We start from the raw sequence: 17,363 nt of genomic DNA on the forward strand, positions 1-17,363 counted from the left end.
CTTAGTTCAGCGCAAACCAATAGAATGGGGGAATTTGATGATAAAAGCTCTAATTTTTGATTTTGACGGTACAATCATTGATACGGAAACAGCATGGTATAACGTTTTTAAGGATGCCTATGCACAATATGGTGTTGAATTATCGTTAGCAACCTATGCTAAGTGCCTTGGGACCAATCTTCAAACCTTTAATCCCTATACATATCTTGTTACACATCATCACATACAACTGGATGTGGAGGCTTTTCAAACATCCATTCAGCAACGCCATGCACAATGGATGGAAACGGAAACGCTAAGACCTGGTATTTTAACATTGCTACAGCAGGCAAAGGAAGCGGGTTTGAAGATTGGACTTGCTAGTAGCTCCAGTCGTCAATGGATTGATGTGTATATGGATCGGCTGGGTATCCGACATTACTTTGATTGCTTTTGTAGCGCTGACACGGTGACAAATGTTAAGCCTGATCCAGAGCTTTACTTGCAGGCGCTTGAACAATTAGAAGTAGAGGCTGATGAGGCCATGGCAATTGAGGATTCACCGAATGGCGCACAAGCCGCTGTAGCAGCGGGACTTTATACAGTGGTCATTCCGAACGAGATTACCAAGCAATTACCATTCAATACAAAACACCATACCGTTACTGCATTAGAACAATACACAATACATGATCTCCTTGCAACATAAGCTTTTGCAAAAGCCTCCCCCTCATTGGTGGAGGTTTTTTTAGTTTCTTTAGGAAGAAGTCGCCATATTTTTTGTCGCAACATATGATAACGAGAGGGCAACTTACACGGATCAAATCGTATAGTCAAACTAAGAGAGGGGGCTACGAATTGAATAGTGATAAGAAAAGAAATCACTTTTTATGTGAAGCTTTAAGTGATTTAAAGGATCTTCAGGATATTATGATGAATTTTCATTCTAAATATTTTGGTCAGCTACTTATTAAAATTGTCGGGAGTGATACGATTCCATTTTTTTTAATTACACATAGTGGTGCTCATTTAAGCTTATTGGATACAGTGAAACAGTTTGAGACAGAGTTTTTCCGCATTGAGGATGTTGATAGAGAGCGTTGCCGTGGCACAGTATCATTGTTGCGTGCTTTTGATTATGAAGGAAACGATACAAATTCGATTGCAGATGTGGTGAGGTTAGAAAAAACAAGTACAAAGAAATCTATTGAACTCAGTGGTATATCGGCCATTCAGCTCTTAAAGCCAGACATGTTGAAGGGGAAATTTATCATAGAGCCGAAATGGTAGTACCATATTAAACTACTAAAGCTAGAGCATCTGTCTATATGCAAGGGATACAAAGTGAATGTAATAGAGAGAGAATCTAATGAAAGGAAGTTTAGCTATGACGATTATTGGTATGCTGCATCATCGACTTGATCCAACAACAGTGCTCAAGTCCTATGCCTTTGCAGCAGTTGCGAAAGCTGAAGGCGCAACATTTTTTTACTTCACACCTAAAAGTGTGGACTTTGCCAAACGTTCTATTCGAGCAAAGGTCTATGAGAATGGACAATGGCAAGAGAAAACAATGCCCTTTCCTGATGTTATCTATAATGCAGGAAGCCCTGAGAAATTATCTGTCTCGAAGGAGATTATTGACCGTTTAAAAGAGGAGATTCCATTCACAACCCATTCAATCGGGAACAAATGGAATGTGATGAAACGATTAAAGGAAGCGAAGGAATTTGAACAGTATTTGATTCCCTCTGAAATTGTAAAGGATGCCGATTTATTTCATAAGTTCGTTAATTATTATAAACGAGTTGTGTTTAAGCCAATTGATGGACGAAAAGGGAAGGGTATTTATTTTATAACGAAGGCGGGAGCCAAATATTTTGAGGTGCGAAAGGATAGCACCACGACAACCTATACAAAGCCACAATTGGATGCATTGATAAAGGAGCAACTTGCGTCTGGCACCTTTATTATGCAGCCGTATATTCAATCTGTTACAAAATCTGGTCAGGTCTATGATTTCCGCCTGCATGTTCAAAAAAATGGAGAAGGTAAATGGGTAGTGACAACGGTGTATCCACGCATTGCACCGAATGGCTCCATCATACCGAATATTAATAATGGTGGCTATACCAATTATTTAGATCCTTTTTTGGAGCAGGAGTTTAAGGATGAGGCCTATAATATTCGGCGAATGCTTGAGCATTTTTCACTGGCGCTGGCACATCATCTGGATGAAATTCAAATGGCGAAATTTGGGGAAGTTATTGATGAAATTGGCATTGATGTAGGGTTAGATCAAAATCAAAAAATTTGGATGTATGAGGTCAATTGGCGCCCAGGCTGTCCTCCTGCCTTTTACTTGGAATTAGATGTGGTCATCCATTCCATCCGTTATGCGATGTATCTTGCCAAAAATCAAAAACCGCTGAAAAAGAAAATTGTCCAACAAAAAACGAAGCAGGTGGAGGCAAAGAAAACCCTACCTATTATTGCGATTACAGGAAGTGCAGGGAAAACCACAACAAAGGCATTTGTGGGTTCGATCTTATCGAAAAAGTGGAATGTATTTGAATCAAAGGATTATTGGAATACGACGGAGCATACGAAAAAGCATAAGGAAGAAATCAATGATACACATCAGGCCGTTGTATTAGAGTATGGTATGGCTTACCCAGGCATTATTACCAATCACTGTAGCATCATCCAGCCGAATATTAGTATTGTAACGAATATAGGCTTAGCCCATGTTGGGAACTTTGATGGAGATGTAAGGGGTGTTGCCAAGGCAAAATCGGAATTGATTCACGGCATGGATCAACAGGGATTACTCATTGTCAATCAAGATGATGACAATTCAAGATACTTAGAGACACAGCAATTTAAAGGGAAAATCATCACGGTAGGCATTAAAAAAGAAGCGGATTACCGTGCATATGATTTGCAATATAAAGATGTCGGCATGTCCTTTAAAATGAAGCTGCATGGGCAAGAAATAGAATTATATATTCCTATTTTAGGAGAACATCATGTATACAACGCATTGAATGCAGTGGCAGTGGCTGATCTTTTAGGATTTAGTCCACTTGATATTCAGGCAGGGCTCAACTTTAAAAAACCACCAAGACGTTTAACGATTTATAATTGCCGTGATGATATAACGGTTATTGATGATACAGTACACTCTCATCCGCAGGGGGTTCGTGCTGCGCTCGATGTACTGAAGAATATCGCGACAAATCGCAAGGTAGCCATTATTGGGCAAATGCGAGAACTTGGTGTCTTGAGGGAAGAGGAATATCGTAAGGTTGGAGAGTACGTGTATGAGATAGGCATCGATGAATTTATTACCTATGGCTTTAGGACAGATGAAATGAGTAATGCTGCCATCGCGAAGGGCATGGACCCATCCAGAGTACATCATTTTATTAATAAAGATCAATTGCATGCCCTCCTTGAAAAGCTCATTAAGCCCCATGATACCATTCTTGTGAAGGGTGCAAGTAAAACCAATATGTTTGAAACCGTGAAGTTTTTAGATCAAACGTTTAAAGAAGAATAATTGTTTACGACTTATGAAGATAAAAAAGCCCGAGTAACTGTCCACTGGCAAGCGGCAATTATTCGGGTTATTTTTTTCAAACTCTCAAAATGAATTTTATTTCCTTCGCTGCAGTGATTGCGTGATTTCTTGCTTCCTTCAAGGTTGCTCCCTCTGCTATGACATAGGCGTAACGATGACCCATCGATAAAGGTGGGGTAAGGAGGGTGCCTCTTCTTGGTTTGACATATACTTCAACGACGCCAGTTGATCTTGTCGCTCTTGCCTTGCCAATAACCTTATCTAAAATACCTCTACTTTCCACAATGACATATTTTGTATACACAAATTTCTTGTGTCTTGGTTGCAGATTAGGCTGTTCTCCTAGCAAAATCTTCAGTGTTTCTTCTACTAAACTAAAACCTAGAGCTGCTTGTAGCATATTATTCATAGCGCCACCTGAAATTCGAGGATTGATCTCGATAAGTTTCCAACCATTTTGGGTTAATCGAAGCTCTAAGTGAAGAGCCCCATTCTCAATACCAAAGGCTTTCACGATGGAATGGAGTACCTCCTCGATGCCTGATTGGATGTCTTTAGGGGCTTTCACTAGAACACCATAGCCAGTAATGATAAATCGTTTTCCTTGCGTAATTTCTTGCTCAATTATACCAATGACATGTGGTTGTCGTTGATAAACAACCGCCTCTACTAAATATTGAGGGCCATCTAGATATTCTTCAATCATGATGGTTTCATAGGGATTTTTACTGCGTAGTGCTTTGAGGTGGTTATTGAGCTGGTCGGCATCCGTTGCTAATAAGACATCTTTTGAGCCAGTTGATTTAGGAGATTTTACGATTAATGGAAAGGTTAAATTTTTAGCTATAGGTTCGTTCGGTTTCATGAGCGAAAATTTTGGTGAGTATGGTTGGTCTTGTAAAAACTTTCTTGTTTTTTCTTTATCCTCCATAGTTTCAATGGCACTGGAGGATGTATAGTTCTGACAAAATTCATCACATAGTATTGAAGCAATATGGACAAATGGATCAACAAAACTAACGATACTTTTAATATTTAATCCAGCTTTTCCTAGTTTCTCAATTTCATCTTTCATGCTCTCGATATCAAAAGTATCAATGAGTATCATTTTATGGATGTCGGGGTAGGCTCTGCGCTGCTGAAGTTGTTTTTCATTATTTGTGAAAAGTACTGTGAAGTAGCCTAATTTTTCTGCTGCCCTTGTTGCTTCACGACTAGACCCAGATTTGTTTGTACCGATAAATACAATGGCTTTCAGGTATATCACTCCTTCTATTGGTACTTAGATACTTAATCACCTTTATATATATGCAATGAAATAGATTTCCTCTAGTTATGTATCTTGTCTACATCCAAGCAACTTTTAAAAGGTTACATATACTAGAAAAGAAAGGAGGGAGAAAAGATATGAAGCCTCTTTCGGTGAAAAATTTAGCAATGATTACGGCAGGCTATCTAGTGCACGGGTCAGAGGATACACTGATTCAGCATGGGGCTTATCGATTAAAGCAAGTGAAAAAGTCCAATACGGCCCTTTTTACAAGTAAACGTATTGTTAATTGGAAAAATCTTGAGCCACTTTCTCCTCTAGTGCTAGTGACCGATAGAGCTTATCGGCCAACTGACATTCCCAATCATGTCATTATGATACAGGTAGCGAATGCAGAAGAGGCCTATTGGAAATTTGTCCATTTTTATCGCAGCCAGTTTCATATTCCGATTGTCGCGATCACAGGTACATCAGGCAAAACAACGACAAAAGAGATGATTAAACATATTCTTTCGGCTGATCGGAAAGTGACTGCGACGACATTGAGCAGCAATTCTAGAACGGCTTCTTTGCAATATTTACTGGGCATTGAGGATGAAACCGAGGCTGCCGTTTTTGAAACAGCAGTGGGCTCACCTGGAGACGTTACGAATGCAGGGAGATATTTCAAACCGACAATCGGTATTATTACGAATATCGGAGCCCATCATTTAAATTATTGCAAAACATTAGAAGGCTATATTCAAGCAAAGGGAGAAATGCTAGATATCATTCATCCAAAAGGTACGTTAATTATCAATGCTGAAGATATGAATACGAAAAAAATAGATGTTTCGAGATTTCGTGGGCGTTTGATTAGGGTAGGAAAGCATGACTCCTGTGATTTTCGCGCAAGCCATATCCACTACTATCAAAAAGGGATGAAATTTATTCTGCATCATGATAGAAAAAGCTATGACATACTTGTACCAGGGTTTGGAGAGCATCAGGTTTATAATGCTCTTGCTGCCATTGCAGCGGTCCATGATATGGGGATCCCTATTCCAGTCGCAGCACAACAGCTTCAATCATTCCGTCAATTAAAAAAACAACTGCAACTCTTTGAGGGCATTAATCATTCCATGTTATTGGATGATACATGGAGTATTACAACCACTTCCTTAGAGGCTGCCTTAAAAGTGTTGAATGAATTAGGTGACGGAAAGAAAAAGATTGCGGTTATTGGTACGATTACCGATTTAGGTTCGTGGGGCTACATTATTCACGAACAGGCGGGTGAATTAATTCAACGTATTGGCGTGGATGTCCTGATTACTATTGGAGAACACGCAAGGATTATGGCTGATCATGCAGTAAAGCTAGGATTTAGCGCGCCTGTTTATACATTTAAAAATAGTACGCTAGTCTATCCGTTATTGCAGAAGATTGTGGATGAAAATACCATCATTCTCATAAAGGGAGATATGTATAGCAAACAGGTCTCTAAACTAGCAACGGAGCTAAAGCTAAAGCCTCCACCACCTGCTGATTAGCTTCTTTCCATATAGGATATTGACTGTGCCACATAGAAGAGCTTTCTAATAAGGTATAGTAATTGATCAAAAAGCAGCACGCTAGATCAAGAGAAGAAATAAGTCATCTACAAGATTGATAAAGAGAGGAGGCGTAGTACACTTGCAATCCATTAGTGTGCAGAAACTTAGGAATGTCCTACAGGGAAAGCTCATTCACGGATCTGAACAATGGTCTGTTAAGCAGGCGATCTACTATAATCGGCATGATTTAACAAAGAGCCATTCGCTCCTGTTTGTTAGTCGAAACGATCAAATCAACTGGCAAGAGATTGATCGGAAAGGTCCGTCTCTTATCATATCCGATAAACCGTCTACAGAGTTAAAAAATGCACTGGAGAATACAACCGTTTTACAAGTGAAAAGTGTTGCACAGGCATATTGGACATTTATCGAGTATTATCGTGGGCTCTTTGAAATTCCCGTTGTGGCTTTAACAGGAACTTGTGGGAAAACAACGACAAAAGAGATGTTAAAACATATTGCTAGTAAGCATTGGCAAGTGCAAGCATCCATCAGTAGTAAAAACGAGCCAAGGCAATCATTACCTTATTTAACGGGCATTGACGATAAAACACAAGCCGCTATCTTTGAATTAGGCTTAGGGAATACGGGGAATATTAAACATCAATGTATGATCTATCAGCCAACTATTGGGATCATTACAAACATTGGTGTGCATCATCTAGATGGCTGTCTCAATTTGGAGGGCTATATTAAGGCTAAGGCAGAAATTGTGGAAGGCATTAAAGAAGATGGCACGTTAATCATCAATGCTGATGATGCCAATACTAAAAAAATCTCATTGAAAAGATTTAAAGGGAAGATTATCAAGTTTGGCTTACAGGATACGGCAGATTACAAGGCTTCGAAAGTGGAGTTTGCCAATACGGGCATGAAGTTTGTTTTAGAGGTAGCGGATGAAACATACAATGTGTTTGTCCCAGGCTATGGAGAGCATCAGGTCTATAATGCCTTAGCCGCGATTGCAGCGAGCCATGAAATGGGGCTGACCATTCGTCAGGCAATCGCAGGACTAAGAACATTTAAACAGATGGCAAGACATTTAGAGTTTACGACAGGACTTGGTGACAGTACGATTATTGATGATACATGGACAAATAACCCAACATCTGTAGAGGCAGCCTTAAAAGTGCTAGATACGGTGGGAAAAGACAAAAAGGTCATTGTTGTTTTAGGGGATATAAAGCGATTAGGCAATTTTGAAGAAAAATATCATCGTGAAATCGGCTCCATGGTAGCAGTAAGAAAGATCGATACATTGATTACCATCGGCAAAAGGGCAGAGAAGATTGCCGATCAAGCGCAAAAGGATGGAACCAGCGCAGAGGTTCATACGTTTAAAGAGGTAGCAGGCGTTTTAGAATTATTGAAACCAAAGCTAGATGCGGACACGATAGTTTTAATTAAGGGACCGATGTCTAGTAGATCCATGATCGAATTTGCCAATAAACTAAAAAACGCATAGAAAAAGGGTGTCTCAACATGATTGAGACACCCAATTCTTACTTATTTTAAAACACGCCGAGCTGTTACAAACTTTTGTGCCCATGTTATGCTTAAACTTTGTTTCACAACAGTTCGTTGTCATTTTAATATATTGATTACTCCCTATAATAGATCCTCGTTTGTGTGATTTCTATTGGTAGAGATGAATAATAAATCTACTTTTTGAAACTGAGATTTTTGAATACGTTTACCAACTAAAGCTTGTGTTTGCTAATTTATTCTTCAACTCAATACCATGTTTCTTAAAGACATAGTAAGTAAAACCTGTACTTGTAAAAGTCAGTGCACTTAACAGGGCGTAGAGTTATTTAGTAGAGATAACACGCTTCGCAGTAATATAGTGTTGAGCATAATAATCAACAAATAATACTCTTGTCATGACACCATCGGAATTAGGGATGATGATACGGTGATCGCCTGCATAAATCCCTACAAGAGAAGGTTTTTTTGAACCTTTCACACTATTAAAGAAGACTAAATCACCCTTTTTCAAATTAGCACGCGCTACAGTTGATCCTTTGCTCATTAAACCGCTTAAAGAAGTTGATCCGAGTTTAACGCCACTTTTACGATAGATGAAATCGACAAATGCTGGAGCGGTAAAGCGTAGACTTGACTCATTTGTTGTCGAGCTAATCGATACTTTATTTTTATAAGTCAGCGCATTCTCAACAATTTTATCGCCTTTTGTTGCAGGGTTGGCTGATAGCAGAGTAGGTAATACTCTACGTGCCGATACATAGTTTTCTTTATAATACGGCTTACTATTTAAATCAGAGATAACTATATTTTGTTTGGTATCAGCCATATGGATGATTTTATTGTCGCCAATATACATACCGACATGATCGGGATCAGTTCCTGTTTTTTTACTTTTAAAGAACACTAAATCGCCTTTTTGTAATTGGTTTCTCGCTACATAAGTCCCTTGCTGAATCATATAATTTTCATTATACGTACCAAGGTCTACCCCGTTTTTCTCGAAGATGTACATTAAAAATGAAGCACAAGAAAATTTGTATGGGTATGTAGGCTTGTAAACCGAATTGCTGTATGTTGCTTGCCCCATTAAGCTTTTACCAGTCTGAATTAATTGGTCTGCTTTTGCAGCTACCGCCTGTGCGTTGTTCTGAGCATTTGTAGTCGCAGCCTCTACTTGTATTGGCTGGATCGCTGTTTGCACCATTCCAAATGAACTAAATCCAATTGTTAATGCAAGTGTTGTAGATAAAAATCGTTTATTCATGTTGTGTAACCTCCTAAAGCATCTAGTAGGATTTCTCCTGTATACCTTTGCCATGGAAATAATCGTAGCATGAAAAAGTAGGGCTTCTGGGCGGTAAATGTTACCAGGGTAACTGAAGGGAGGGCTTCAACACTTGCTATAAAAGGCTTTATCAAGGGAATTTACAGTTTTATTACAAATGTTTCAGTAAGATGTAATATGGAACAATTCCATGAAAAAAGCTGCCCCAAAACGAGGCAGCCTACACGATTTTCTGTATCATTTCTACACGATTACCAAAGGGATCACGGAATTCAAAACGCTCGTAATGAGGAATAGGCACAGAATCGAGTATTTTGATTTGATGAGCTGCGAGTTTCTTCCGCCAATACTGAATATCCGCTACTTGATATGCAATATGCGCCTTTGTGGTCAAACGATCGAAGCCATCCTCTGTCCCTACATGGACCTCCTGTTGACCAAGCTGTAACCAAAATCCCCCACGTCCTTTAAGAGAATCAGGCTTCTCTAATTCTTGAAGTCCTAAGACATGACAATAAAAATCCTTCCCTTGCTCCTCACAACCTTTCGGAATTGTTATTTGCACATGATGTAAACCCATAATCATCTCAGACTGTCCCCCTTTTTTCTTAATTATAGAGTAATTTCTAAATATTTGAAATGGATGGGAGGATAGAGTTTAAACTGGTGGATAGAACTTTAAAAGTGGAGGATAGCGCTTCAAATTAAGTGGATAAAACCTCAAAAGAGAGGGATAGAGCTCTAAATCTAATCTTTAGAACTTCAAAAGCCCAACATTTCTATTCTGTTAAGATTTAATACTATGGTATAATAATAAAAACGGAATAATAGGATAGAGGTACAAATTAGATTTTTTAATTTGTTTAAAAGGGAAGATCGGTGTGAATCCGACGCTGTCCCGCAACTGTAAATGGGAGCACATTTCAAAAGGCCACTGTTACGAGTCGTAATGGGAAGGTGAAAGGTGTGATGAACATAAGCCAGGAGACCTGCCTTTATCTAGTACAGCCAAAAAACCTACGCGGATAGGGGGTGTTGAGTGTGACTAGAGAATTTCTCCTGCATGCTCATAGTACGATGATTGCTAAAAAGGGTGCTTCTATGTTTAATAGAAAGCTTCTTTCCATCTGGCAATCACCGTATTATGTCGTGTATTTGTCATAGTAGACATCTTTCTGATGAGGGAAAGATGTTTTTTTATGTAAAAAATTAAAGGAGCGGTCCACATGAATCCACAAGTTGTTGAGTACTATGAAAGCTTATTCAAATTTGAAATTATGCAAGAGCCTAAACCCTTAAAGGAGCTTGTCGAACAATATGTTGGGCATGATGCTTCACATGAGCAATCTATTTTAGCAGCATACGCAAATGTTTTGAAAGAATTAAGAGGATAGAATATGTTTGGCTACTTCGAAAAACGAAGTAGCCATTTTTTAATAAGCGCATGTTTTGACAATTAATAATAGTAGGCGTACAATTTCGTTGAACAATTGTTTTGAACGTTTGTTCAAAAAAAGAGGTGAGAACTATCGATCAAAAAGAAAAAAATAAAGAGGTAAAGGATCAAATTTTACAAGCGGCAAAAACCTTGTTTTCATCAAGGGGCTTTGATGGCACCACGGTGAGACAAATTTGTGAAGAAGCAGATGTGTCACTTGCACTTGTTTCCTATCATTTTGGTGGCAAGGAAAATGTCTTTAATGCATTATTTGAACCGCTACGCCACACCTTTATGAATGCTCATTATGACGTTCAAGATTCAATCGGTGCGCTTCGTAGCTTTTGTCGTAACTTTGTTCTTTACCGAATCCAGGAGCATGAGTTAATTGATATATTACAGCAAGAAATAGTCATGAATAGTCCTAGGCTTGAGATGCTAAAGGATGTGTTTTTACCTTCCTGGGAGCAACTTCGGACAATTTTATTGGCTTGTCAGGAGCAACAGACCATTTACTTCGAGTCACTTGATGTTGCACTGAACTTTATTATGGGAACATTAATGTATTCGTTGAACAATCCCTTTTTAAACCGTTCTTCATTACAAGCAACACCCGATCAGATTGCGGAGCTTGCAGTGAACTTCGTGTTACATGGTCTTCAAACAAACTTATAAAAAGAAGGTAATAGAATGAAAGCAGCAAAATTTTACGGTGTAAAAGATATTCGAGTAGAGGAGGCACAACTGCCAGCACTAGAGCCAGGCATGGTGAAAGTAAAAGTTGCCTTTGCTGGAATTTGTGGTAGTGATTTACATGAATATGTTGGTGGGGCTTATGCATTCCGTACACAACCCGTATTAGGGCATGAATTTGCAGGTGTCGTTGTAGAGGTTGCAAAAGGCGTTACACAGACAAAAGTAGGAGATCGTGTGGCAGTGGAGCCACCAATTCCATGTGGTAAATGTGATAATTGTCGACGTGGCTATTCCAACTTATGTAAACGTGGTCAATCTTATGGCTATACAATTTCTGGCGGATTTGCAGAATATGCAGTTGTACAAGAAGAAAATATTCACCTTCTTCCTGACAATATGAGCCTAGAGCTAGGCGCACTTGTTGAACCTACAGCAGTAGCGGTACATGCAGTGCGTCAAAGTCAATTAAAGCTAGGCGATACAGCTGCTATTTTTGGTGCGGGTCCTATTGGATTATTGGTCTTGCAGGCTGTGAAGGCAGCGGGAGCAAGTGAAATTTTTGTCGTAGAGGTTTCGGATGAACGACGCCAAAAAGCACTTGAATTAGGCGCGACCTATGTCATTAATCCAATTGATACGGATGCAGTAGCGTTTATTCGTGAAAAAACAGCTGGTGGGGTCGATGTAGCGTATGATGCAGCAGGTGTGCAAGCAACATTTACAAGCGGTGTGAGTGCTGTTCATCCAGGCGGCGAATTTAAAATCGTCAGCGTATGGGAAAGACCTGTAGAATTTAACCCTAATGCGGTGGTTTCTCCAGAGGTAAAAATCAGTGGCTCGTTTGCCTATGTGAATATTTTCCCTGAAGTGATTCGATTACTTGCTCGTGGTGTAATTGATGGACAAGCTGTTATCACAAGCCAGATTGCAATAGAGGATATCGTGGAAAAAGGTTTTGAAGCTTTAACAAAGGATCGTAGCCAATGTAAAATTCTTGTGAATATGAGCATGTAATTGTCTGAAATCATAGCCGAACTTGAGGTTTGGCTATGATTTTTTTGGCTACCTTAATAATATAATACCAATTGGAATACATTTGTTTGTCATAAAACTGCCTTTAGGACTTCATTCATATTTCACTTTTTACTTATATAATTAATCTGCTATAAATAGAGAGATTGGAGATTAAATATGAAAAATTTGCTTTATTCTAGGTTTTGGCGACTTCATTTTTTCGCAGCACTTTTTATTACGCCTTTATTGCTGTCTCTCACATTAAGTGGGATTGGTTATTTGTTTTTTACAGATGTAGAAAATCGATTATATGACGATTATTTCTTTGGTGAGAGCCATAAGGAAGAGGTCTTAACAATTGATGATGCCGTGGAAAAAGCGGAGTCGGCATTTGCAGGATACTCTACTACGAAAGTGATTATGTTGGAGGAGCCATATAATACGCGTTTAACTTTATCAAATGGCACTAAACAAAAGTACGTATTTTTAGATGATCACAATCAAATGGTTGGTAGTCAGGACGCCGATTATACATTTTCAAATATTATGAGAAATACGCATAGCTCCCTCTTTATTGGTGGTACCTTTGTAAACTATTTAGTAGAGCTAGCAGCTTGTTGGACGATCTTTTTATTACTGTCAGGTCTTTATATGACATTCAAAGGAAATCTCCTAAAGAAGGGCAAGTCGGAGAATAAGAGGCAAAAAAGTAAGAGATTGCATGCACTTGTTGGGACAATCATTACCATTCCAATGGTGATGTTCATTTCGACTGGGCTATTATGGTCTGCTTTTCAAGGTTCCATGCTTGCAGATATAGCGTCAGAAAATCCTACTTTTGGGTATCCATTACTCCAACAAAAGCCACCAACATCTGATGTCTCTGAAATACCATGGGCGACTCGTCAATTAGAGGCACCGACATCAGAAGGAGAACATGCCCAACATCATGGCGGTGGAGCTGTCCGTTATACGAACGATAGCCAAATGACGATTGCTCAGCTTGAAAAAGAAATCAATTCGATGAACATTACTAAGCCTTACTCTATAATTTATCCGTCAAACGGTGAGGGCGTCTATACAGTGGCGAAGGCTAGTAATTCTGGTGTAACAGGGCTAGATGTAAAACCCACAGCTGAAGCCACAATGTATTTTGATCAGTATAGTGGCAAGTTTATCGATCAAGTGAATTATGACGATTATGGCCCATTAGCTAAATTCTTTACATGGGGAATACCATTACATGAGGGGCATTTATTCGGCTGGCCGAATAAGCTTTTAAACTTAGTGGTTTGTCTAGCCTTCTTAGCCGTAATCGTGTGGGGCATTCGCACTTGGATTTTACGTAGAAAAAAAGGGGAGCTGTCTGCACCACCGCAAATTTCTCATAAAATATCCATGCCTTTCATTATTTTCCTTGTCATATTAGGGATTATGATGCCGCTATTTGGTGCGTCATTAATCGCTGTGGTAGTAATTGAATTTATCCTTTTAGGTTGGCAAACAAAGAAGAAGCTAAGAGCACAAGAAACTAAATAAAGCAAAGATGATACGGCACAGCGGGTTTGTGCCGTATCTTTTTTTTGTTTATTTCATTTATAGGAACGCAATACTATACTGAAGCAGCAAAAATGTTTATAGATTTTTCAGCATGATTTTATAAAGTTTTAAGATTTGTATGGTACATTGCTAGTAGTTTCAGCTTATGGGGGTATGTAGATGTCAATAAAAACAAGGTTTTTGCTATCTTATGTGGGTGTCATCATCATTGCCATCACACTATTACTAGCAGCGGTTTTTCTTTTTTCCTTTGCCATTACAGGTGATGTCAAAGCGATTGAGCATTTTTATAAAAAATCTTATGTCCAAAAGCCTTTGACGACAGTAGAGGAAAATGCGTTTCTAGATTTAAAATTACTAGCTAAAAAAAGTCCCCAGCAGCTTTTAGATCTCGAACAGCTTGAACAAATCAATGCGCCTTCGATAGAGATTGTGGTACGAAAAGATCATCAAATCGTGTATTCAACACAGAAAGAGCATAAACAATTATTGCTTCAAAGCTTACCTAGCTTTGAAGAGACCAATATTAATTCTCGTGACACCATCATGATAAATCGAGCCTTTTATACGTATGTTAAATTTGATTTTTATTTTCCAGATCAAACAGAGGGCAGTATTTTCGTATTGAGAGAGGTTAGTTCCCATGCAGAGGTAACGAGGGAACTGCTACCGATTCTTTTAGGTATTTTATTTGTCCTGTTTATGATGATTATTGGTTTTTTAAATTATTTAGTATCAAGAAGTATTATTAAACCGATTTCGGCATTAAAGGAAGGGGCAGAACGAATTAAATCGGGCGACTTGGATTTTGAAATTGCGACCCACTCGAAGGATGAAATTGGTCAGTTGAATCGGTCATTCGAGGAAATGAGAGTCAAATTAAAAGAATCCATCCAGCTTCAGCTTCAATATGAGGAAAATCGAAAGGAGCTCATCTCCAATATCTCCCATGATTTAAAAACGCCGATGACTTCCATTATCGGCTATGTGGAGGGCATTAAAGATGGTGTGGCAAATACAGAGGAAAAGATGGATAAATATTTAACAACTATCTATACAAAGGCAAAGGATATGGATGTATTAATTGATGAGCTATTCTTATTTTCTAAATTGGATTTAAAAAAGATTCCCTTCCAATTGGAAAGCATCAATCTCCACCAATATATGCATGATTATGTAGAGGATGCAAGCTTTGATTTTATTGCACGAGATATTCATTTACAATATCTATCAGCAGGCTCGCCGCTTTTGGCAATGGTGGACCGAGATAAATTAAGACGTGTCCTGACGAACCTTTTAAGTAATAGCGAAAAATATATGGATAAGCCATATAAGCAAATCATTATTTCCTTGCATGAGCGAGCAGAGGATGCGATTATTCAGGTAACAGATAATGGTGCAGGCATTGATCCTGTCGCATTGCCCTATATTTTTGATCGATTTTACCGTGCGGAGCCTTCACGTAATTCGCAAACAGGAGGCAGTGGCTTAGGGTTAGCCATTGCCAAACAAATCGTTGTTGAAATGGGTGGCGATATTTGGGCAAAGAGTGAATTAGCAAAGGGGACGAGCATATTCATTTCATTGAAAAAGGCTGAGGAGAAGGTGAATCATCATGAAAAAAATTCTGCTAATTGAAGACGAAGTGAGCATAGCTGAGCTTCAACGAGATTATTTAGAGATTAATGGCTTTACAGTAGATATCCAACATCATGGAGAGGATGGGCTACAGCAGGCACTTAAAGGTAATTATGATTTAATCATTTTGGATATTATGCTACCAGGGATAAGTGGCTTTGACATTTGTAAACAGATTCGAGCGGTACACAATATTCCCATTTTATTTGTTTCAGCTAAAAAGGAGGATATTGATAAAATTCGTGGTCTTGGACTAGGAGCGGATGATTATATTACAAAACCATTTAGTCCGAGTGAATTAGTGGCAAGGGTCAAGGCCCATTTGTCGAGATATGAGCGTCTGGCGACCCATCAACAAACAAATCATATGATGTCCATTCATGGTATTACAATCGATACTTCGGCTAGAAAGGTGTTTGTTAATGGTGAGGAGATTGCCTTTACAACGAAGGAATTTGATTTACTTGTCTTTTTGTTAGACACCCCAATCAAGTATTAAGTAAGGAACAGCTATATGAGCGAAACTGGGGCTATGAATCAGCTGCAGACGTTTCGACTGTCACTGTTCATATACGAAAGCTACGTGAAAAAATTGAACGAGAGCCAGCGCATCCCAAGTTTTTGGAAACAGTATGGGGTGCAGGCTATCGCTTCAATGTTTAAGTAAAACTACCTCGTCCTTGTGGCGGGGTAGTTTTTTTAGACTTTTTTAAGAATTCGTTAATGGGCAATTTAGCATTACCGCTTACACTGAGGAAGGAAAGGCGGTGTATTAAAATTGAAAAAAAGGCAGGCAGTAATCATTGCATTAACATTTTTACTTCAAGGGTGTGCCTCAATTGATACAGAAACAATACAGCATGATAAAGGTGGGAGTGAAGTGGTGGGAACAGAATGGGCGAGTGAGTTGCTCAAGGCAGCTGAAAGGGGAGATATCGATGGGCTTCAACATGCTTTGAAACAAAAAGGGGACATCAATGTACAAGATTCAAATAATCGAACAGCTTTGATGATAGCTACCTATAATCAGGATATAGAGGCAGTTAAATTATTAATAGATGCAGGAGCAGATGTTAATATTCAGGATAATCAGCAAAATACGCCATTTCTCTATGCAGGTGCGGAGGGCTATCTGGCTATTTTAAAGATGACCATTCAAGCTGGTGCTGATCCGACTATTTTAAATCGATATGGAGGAACAGCACTCATACCAGCAGCAGAGCATGGTCATGTGGAGGTCATCGAGGAGCTATTGAGCAATACCGATATTGACGTCAATCATGTGAATCATTTAGGCTGGACAGCCCTGATGGAGGCGATTGTCTTAAATAACGGCAATCCAACACAGCAAACCGTAATACAACGACTAATTGAACATGGTGCTGATGTAAATATTCCCGATCAAAATAACGTGACACCTCTGCAACATGCAAAACAACGAGGATTTAAAGCAATCGAACAAATTCTACTTGCAGCAGGCGCAAAGTAACCCAAACTGTAGAGACGGCTCTCTACAGTTTTCTTAGTGTTGAAAAACAAAACAGTCAATTGAAAGGTAGAAATGGATTTCCGTTGCAGGCTACTTGCTTTCCTGTGGGCGAGCGCCGAATCACTTCCTCCGCTACCGCTCCATTTAGAGTTTCGCCTGTCTTGCTATCCCATGGGAGTCAAGCAGCCTTCCACTTCAACCCACTAACTTATTAGCAAAGGTTTTCAAATAAAGGGAAGGTGTTCACTACTCTTTATGAAGAGGTGTTGTCATGCATCACTTCTCCACATTGAAAATAACAACTTATCCCCTCTAAGAATACAGTTAA

At 39.0% G+C, this 17,363-nt stretch carries 15 protein-coding genes, 1 pseudogene and 1 riboswitch; of the genes and pseudogenes, 13 read left to right on the forward strand and 3 right to left on the reverse strand.

The window, feature by feature from the left end; translation table 11 throughout:
• Window positions 1-37 precede the first annotated feature (37 nt).
• The 3 genes from LBYS11_RS08340 (at window position 38) to LBYS11_RS08350 (ending at window position 3,541) form a co-directional block, all read left to right on the forward strand.
• Window positions 38-688, forward strand: coding sequence for an HAD family hydrolase (locus LBYS11_RS08340; RefSeq protein ID WP_103117833.1), 651 nt, complete (start codon window positions 38-40; stop codon window positions 686-688).
• Between the two features lie 149 nt (window positions 689-837).
• Window positions 838-1,269 carry a hypothetical protein gene (locus LBYS11_RS08345; protein WP_066037421.1) on the forward strand — a complete coding sequence of 144 codons (432 nt, stop codon included), beginning with the start codon at window positions 838-840 and terminating at the stop codon, window positions 1,267-1,269.
• 79 nt (window positions 1,270-1,348) lie between these two features.
• Complete coding sequence (locus LBYS11_RS08350; protein ID WP_103117834.1) at window positions 1,349-3,541, forward strand: YheC/YheD family protein; 2,193 nt, start codon at window positions 1,349-1,351, stop codon at window positions 3,539-3,541.
• Window positions 3,542-3,617: 76 nt separating this feature from the next.
• Here LBYS11_RS08350 and LBYS11_RS08355 read toward each other — a convergent pair whose 3' ends face one another.
• Complete coding sequence (locus LBYS11_RS08355) at window positions 3,618-4,829, reverse strand: ATP-grasp domain-containing protein (protein WP_103117835.1); 1,212 nt, start codon at window positions 4,827-4,829, stop codon at window positions 3,618-3,620.
• A 140-nt stretch (window positions 4,830-4,969) separates the two neighbouring features.
• Between LBYS11_RS08355 and LBYS11_RS08360 the strand changes: the two genes are divergently transcribed.
• Together LBYS11_RS08360 and murF are read left to right on the forward strand one after the other, a co-directional pair.
• On the forward strand, window positions 4,970-6,364 hold the full coding sequence (locus LBYS11_RS08360; RefSeq protein WP_054550872.1) for a Mur ligase family protein: 1,395 nt from the start codon (window positions 4,970-4,972) through the stop codon (window positions 6,362-6,364).
• A gap of 157 nt (window positions 6,365-6,521) precedes the next feature.
• Window positions 6,522-7,892 (forward strand): UDP-N-acetylmuramoyl-tripeptide--D-alanyl-D-alanine ligase, encoded by a 1,371-nt coding sequence (gene murF / locus LBYS11_RS08365; protein WP_233732596.1) that lies wholly within the window; start codon window positions 6,522-6,524, stop codon window positions 7,890-7,892.
• A 345-nt stretch (window positions 7,893-8,237) separates the two neighbouring features.
• Here murF and LBYS11_RS08370 read toward each other — a convergent pair whose 3' ends face one another.
• Window positions 8,238-9,179 carry a C40 family peptidase gene (locus tag LBYS11_RS08370; RefSeq protein ID WP_231595546.1) on the reverse strand — a complete coding sequence of 314 codons (942 nt, stop codon included), beginning with the start codon at window positions 9,177-9,179 and terminating at the stop codon, window positions 8,238-8,240.
• 241 nt (window positions 9,180-9,420) lie between these two features.
• Window positions 9,421-9,786: a VOC family protein gene (locus tag LBYS11_RS08375; protein ID WP_048390278.1), complete on the reverse strand. Its 366-nt coding sequence runs from the start codon at window positions 9,784-9,786 to the stop codon at window positions 9,421-9,423.
• Window positions 9,787-10,019: 233 nt separating this feature from the next.
• Window positions 10,020-10,212: riboswitch (cobalamin riboswitch) on the forward strand.
• Window positions 10,213-10,241: 29 nt separating this feature from the next.
• On the opposite strand from LBYS11_RS08375, the gene LBYS11_RS23945 reads away from it, so the two are divergent.
• From LBYS11_RS23945 to LBYS11_RS08405, 8 genes and pseudogenes are all read left to right on the forward strand, one after another.
• On the forward strand, window positions 10,242-10,364 hold the full coding sequence (locus LBYS11_RS23945) for a hypothetical protein (RefSeq protein WP_004229388.1): 123 nt from the start codon (window positions 10,242-10,244) through the stop codon (window positions 10,362-10,364).
• 62 nt (window positions 10,365-10,426) lie between these two features.
• On the forward strand, window positions 10,427-10,594 hold the full coding sequence (locus LBYS11_RS23200; protein WP_167444835.1) for a hypothetical protein: 168 nt from the start codon (window positions 10,427-10,429) through the stop codon (window positions 10,592-10,594).
• Between the two features lie 125 nt (window positions 10,595-10,719).
• Window positions 10,720-11,313: a TetR/AcrR family transcriptional regulator gene (locus tag LBYS11_RS08380; RefSeq protein ID WP_048390496.1), complete on the forward strand. Its 594-nt coding sequence runs from the start codon at window positions 10,720-10,722 to the stop codon at window positions 11,311-11,313.
• A gap of 15 nt (window positions 11,314-11,328) precedes the next feature.
• Entirely contained in the window at window positions 11,329-12,348 is a 1,020-nt protein-coding gene (locus LBYS11_RS08385; protein WP_103117837.1) for a 2,3-butanediol dehydrogenase, read from the forward strand.
• A gap of 177 nt (window positions 12,349-12,525) precedes the next feature.
• Window positions 12,526-13,887 (forward strand): PepSY-associated TM helix domain-containing protein, encoded by a 1,362-nt coding sequence (locus LBYS11_RS08390; protein WP_103117838.1) that lies wholly within the window; start codon window positions 12,526-12,528, stop codon window positions 13,885-13,887.
• Between the two features lie 180 nt (window positions 13,888-14,067).
• Complete coding sequence (locus tag LBYS11_RS08395; RefSeq protein WP_103117839.1) at window positions 14,068-15,546, forward strand: sensor histidine kinase; 1,479 nt, start codon at window positions 14,068-14,070, stop codon at window positions 15,544-15,546.
• Window positions 15,524-16,209 (forward strand): annotated as a pseudogene (locus LBYS11_RS08400) (response regulator transcription factor). The gene LBYS11_RS08395 and the pseudogene LBYS11_RS08400 overlap by 23 nt, the downstream one beginning before the upstream one ends.
• Window positions 16,210-16,324: 115 nt before the next feature.
• Window positions 16,325-17,035, forward strand: coding sequence for an ankyrin repeat domain-containing protein (locus tag LBYS11_RS08405; protein WP_082148102.1), 711 nt, complete (start codon window positions 16,325-16,327; stop codon window positions 17,033-17,035).
• Window positions 17,036-17,363 lie beyond the last annotated feature (328 nt).

Source organism: Lysinibacillus sp. YS11, assembly GCF_002896375.1.
Lineage (GTDB): Bacteria > Bacillota > Bacilli > Bacillales_A > Planococcaceae > Lysinibacillus > Lysinibacillus capsici.